This is a genomic window from Massilia consociata (assembly GCF_042432755.1).
In the GTDB taxonomy this organism is placed as follows: domain Bacteria; phylum Pseudomonadota; class Gammaproteobacteria; order Burkholderiales; family Burkholderiaceae_D; genus Telluria; species Telluria consociata.
Genome location: NZ_JBHLWP010000005.1, coordinates 1 through 3,614 on the forward strand (window position 1 = coordinate 1; position 3,614 = coordinate 3,614).

At 59.5% G+C, this 3,614-nt stretch carries 4 protein-coding genes; 3 read left to right on the forward strand and 1 reads right to left on the reverse strand.

From position 1 onward, the window contains the following. Positions 1-868: 868 nt before the first annotated feature. Entirely contained in the window at positions 869-1,315 is a 447-nt protein-coding gene (locus tag ACFFJK_RS04190) for a conjugal transfer protein TraD (protein ID WP_322633948.1), read from the reverse strand. 177 nt (positions 1,316-1,492) lie between these two features. Between ACFFJK_RS04190 and ACFFJK_RS04195 the strand changes: the two genes are divergently transcribed. The 3 genes from ACFFJK_RS04195 (at position 1,493) to ACFFJK_RS04205 (ending at position 3,478) form a co-directional block, all read left to right on the forward strand. After that, positions 1,493-2,566, forward strand: coding sequence for a MobA/MobL family protein (locus tag ACFFJK_RS04195; protein ID WP_322633947.1), 1,074 nt, complete (start codon positions 1,493-1,495; stop codon positions 2,564-2,566). A gap of 67 nt (positions 2,567-2,633) precedes the next feature. After that, positions 2,634-2,804, forward strand: coding sequence for a CopG family ribbon-helix-helix protein (locus ACFFJK_RS04200; RefSeq protein ID WP_343234743.1), 171 nt, complete (start codon positions 2,634-2,636; stop codon positions 2,802-2,804). Further along, positions 2,804-3,478 (forward strand): hypothetical protein, encoded by a 675-nt coding sequence (locus ACFFJK_RS04205; RefSeq protein WP_379677863.1) that lies wholly within the window; start codon positions 2,804-2,806, stop codon positions 3,476-3,478. Before ACFFJK_RS04200 ends, ACFFJK_RS04205 begins: the two co-directional genes overlap by 1 nt. The last annotated feature ends 136 nt before the right edge of the window (positions 3,479-3,614 follow it).

Consider the following 3,614-nt stretch of genomic DNA (forward strand, 5'->3'; position numbering starts at 1 on the left):
AAAAAAAAACCTTCAAAAAGGAAAATGCCCCATTGACCGGCAGTCGATGGGGCATTATCTTTGCAGCATTGTTTATTTGATTCTTGCAGGAATCAAATAAACGGCAACTTGGGTAATAGAGACCGCAAGTGCCTTGGATGAAATTATATCCAAAAAATCGACCAGTCAAACATCGAAGTTAATCTGACTGTCTCCGGTTGCGATCTCGCTCAAGTGCCTGCATGCGTTTGTACGTCCATAGCCTCGGCTCGGCGCATGTAATCGAATTGGCATAGAGCGGCCCTCCGGCAATGCCAACTGGCGATAGCGCGATGATCGAGCCAGCGGAGCACGTCCCCAGCGTGTGATCGATCAAGCCTGACCAACTCGGATCGAGTCAGGTGACCATGTGACGCCCCGGCTCCATGCCCGGCAACCGGTCGAAGCTCCCTACCTTTCCACCAAAATTCATGGTGCCGAGGTAGGGATAACTTCGACCAAAGCTCCTCCCCTCACCATCCCAGCAACATAGAAAAACAACAACAAAACAACACGCGGCGTGGCAAGTTTAGGAGCCGGACGCTCTTGAGGAGCGCCGGGCGATGTTGCGAAAAACCAACACTACCCCTCTGACAGATCTAACGCAGGGTGAAGCGAAGAGGGCGGGGACGGCACCCCGCAGGCAGCTCGTCGGCAGGTTGCGCTTTCAGGAAGGGGAACGCGGCGGCAGCGTGCCGGGGTTGGGTTTTCGGTTTTTTGATCTTCCGCTTTTCAAACGTAACCGGGCGTGCCGATTTCGGTACGAAATCGGTGCGCAAGCAAGCGGGGACGCCCGCGCGCTAAGGCATCCAGGTAGCTCGACGCGAAGCACTACGGGCAAGATTTTGTGTCAATCGAGCGAGGTGGTCAGGTTGCCTTTCTCGGCCAGCAGGGCATCGCCCTTGGCCTTCCAAGTCGCCCAGTGTTCTGGGTTCGCCTTTGCCGAAGCGACAGCGGCAATAAGCGCGCCCAGCATCTCGCCACGGCTGCGCGTGTCCAGTCCCACCAGGTCAAAAAGAATGCCCTGCTGAATCAGCCTGTGATTGCGTGCCCGGCGTTCATCTTCCTTGGCCCCGTTCAGCATTTTTGTGATGGCAGCGTTGGCGTTCAAGGCTCGTTCCGTGGCCTTTTCCGCCTTGATGAGCGCCGCCAACTTCTTGTTTTCGGCTTCTGTCCTGTTGGCCTTTTTGTACAGGATGGCGAGCAGTTGCTGGGCCTCGGTCGGCTTCTTCAGACCGTCGATGTACTGGACGCGTTTTTCTTCCCAGCTTTGTTTGGTGCCTTCTTGGTTCTGCATTCTGGCGTTCCTCATGGTGGTTTGGTGTTTTGATTATAGATTTGCGCTTGCTTTGTAGCAATGGTGGGCGCTGACGGGGTATCATAGGCGAGCAAAGCGAGACAATGCGCACTTAGTTGTTTCTCGCTACGCGAGAAACGTGCGCCCCCACAAGGGGGGAAAGTCAAAAGCAAAAACATGGCAAGCTATCATTGTTCGGTGAAGGTTGGCGCCAAGGGCAAGGCCGGTCCTCACGCCTCCTATATTTCCCGCGACGGGAAATATGAGAAGGTGCGCTCGAACGAAAAGCTTGAGCATGTCGAGTCGGGCAACATGCCGAAGTGGGCCGAGAAGGACCCGGCCCAGTTCTGGCAAGCCGCCGACCAGCACGAGCGAGCGAATGGCTCCACGTACCGTGAAATCGAGGTGGCCTTGCCGCGTGAACTGACGCCAGCGCAGCGCGTCGAGTTGGTGCGCGATATGGTGGCCCAAGAGCTGGGCGACAAGCACGCCTTTACGTGGGCCATCCATAACCCGCAGGCAGCGCTTGAAGGCGGGGAGCAGCCCCATGCTCACATCATGTATTCCGAGCGGACCATAGACGGCCTCGACCGCGATCCAGAGCAGTATTTCAAGCGGTACAACGCCAAGAATCCAGAGAAAGGCGGCTGTCGCAAGGACAGCGCCGGGACCGAGGAGCGGCTACTGGCGACCCGCGAACGCTGGGCCAAGGTGCAGAACGCGCACCTTGAGCGGCACGGCCTTGAGGCTCGCGTCGATCACCGGAGCCTGAGGGACCAAGGCATCGAGCGAACAGCCGAGCCGCACTTCGGACCGGGCCGCGTGAAGCGCATGACAGCCGCGCAGGATGTCGAGCTGGCAGCAGTCCTAGAGCGGCGTGCAGCCGAAGGCGAAAAGGAGCGCGCAGCCGCCGAGCTGGGGAAATCCATCATCGACCTGTCCGGCGACCTGGGCGCGGCCAAGGCCGAGCGCGATCGCAAGCAGGCCATGCCGCCGCCCGACCAGTTGCGGGCCGGGATGGAAGCGGCGCGGGCGCAGTTCGAGGCCCACAAGCTGGCCGAGGCGGGCAAGCAGCAGGCCCGCGAAGCGTTCGAGCGCTTCAAGGCCGAGCAGAGAGCCGCCGAGCTGGCCCGCGAGCAGGCCGCGCAGAAGGCCGCGCAGGAGCTGGCCCGGCAGCGGCAGGAGGTCGAGCGCAAGCAGGAAGCCGAGAAGAAGACCGGACTCGATAGGGACACCGGATACAGCCGGTAAAGGCAGCTTGTTGTATGTATTTTGTTAGTGCATAATGAGTGCATTACACATACAAAAGGGGTCTTGAATGGAATCGACTTTTACCTTCCGGGTGGATGCCACGCTGAAAAAGGCGTTCGAGCAGGCTGCGAAATCCAACGACCGCAGCAGCTCCCAGCTCTTGCGCGACTTCATGCGGGATTACGTCAAACGCCATGCCCAGGGCGATCTGCTGGCCGACAAGAAAGGGGGCAAGTGATGGATGCCCAGCAGCAGATTTTCTCCCTGATGGCTGCTGCCGAGGACCAGCAGAAAGCCATCGGCGCGGCGCTTGAGGCGTTGGCAGCAGAGCGGGCCGCACTGGCGAAGGAGCGCGCCGCCGTGGCGCAGGCGGCCGCCAGCGTAGCCGGCGTCGCCAACGATGTGCGCAAAGCCGCCGCGGAGGCTTTGCCGAGCATCCAGAAGGCCGCAGGAGAGGCCGTAGGCGTCTCCGTGCGTCAATCCCTTGCCGGAGTGTCGGAAACGGCTACAGCGGCCCTTGAGCAGGCTTCCCAGCCCATCATCGGGCGTCTTACTGGCGTCATCCGGTCCTTGGGCGAAGCCGAAGGCCAACTGTCTAACGCCGTGTCTTCGTTCGGCTGGCGGTGGGCGCTTGTGGCAGGTGGAGCAGCTGCGGGCTGTGTTGCCTCGGTGCTGATTGCCGCCTGGCTGTCCGTGTGGTGGCAGCGTCACCAGGTCGAAACCCTGATCGAGCAGAAGGCTCAGCTACAGGCCGAGGTGGCCGAGCTGCAAACGAACGCTCAGGATTGGACCAAACGGGCCGGGCGTGCGAAGCTCGACAAGTGCGGCGATGCGGGCCGCTTATGCGTCCGAGTCGACAAAACCACCGGCTATGGTAAGGACGGCGATTACTTCGTATTGCGGGGGTATTAATCGGATTCTTAAAAAAAAACCTTCAAAAAGGAAAATGCCCCATTGACCGGCAGTCGATGGGGCATTATCTTTGCAGCATTGTTTATTTGATTCTTGCAGGAATCAAATAAACGGCAACTTGGGTAATAGAGACCGC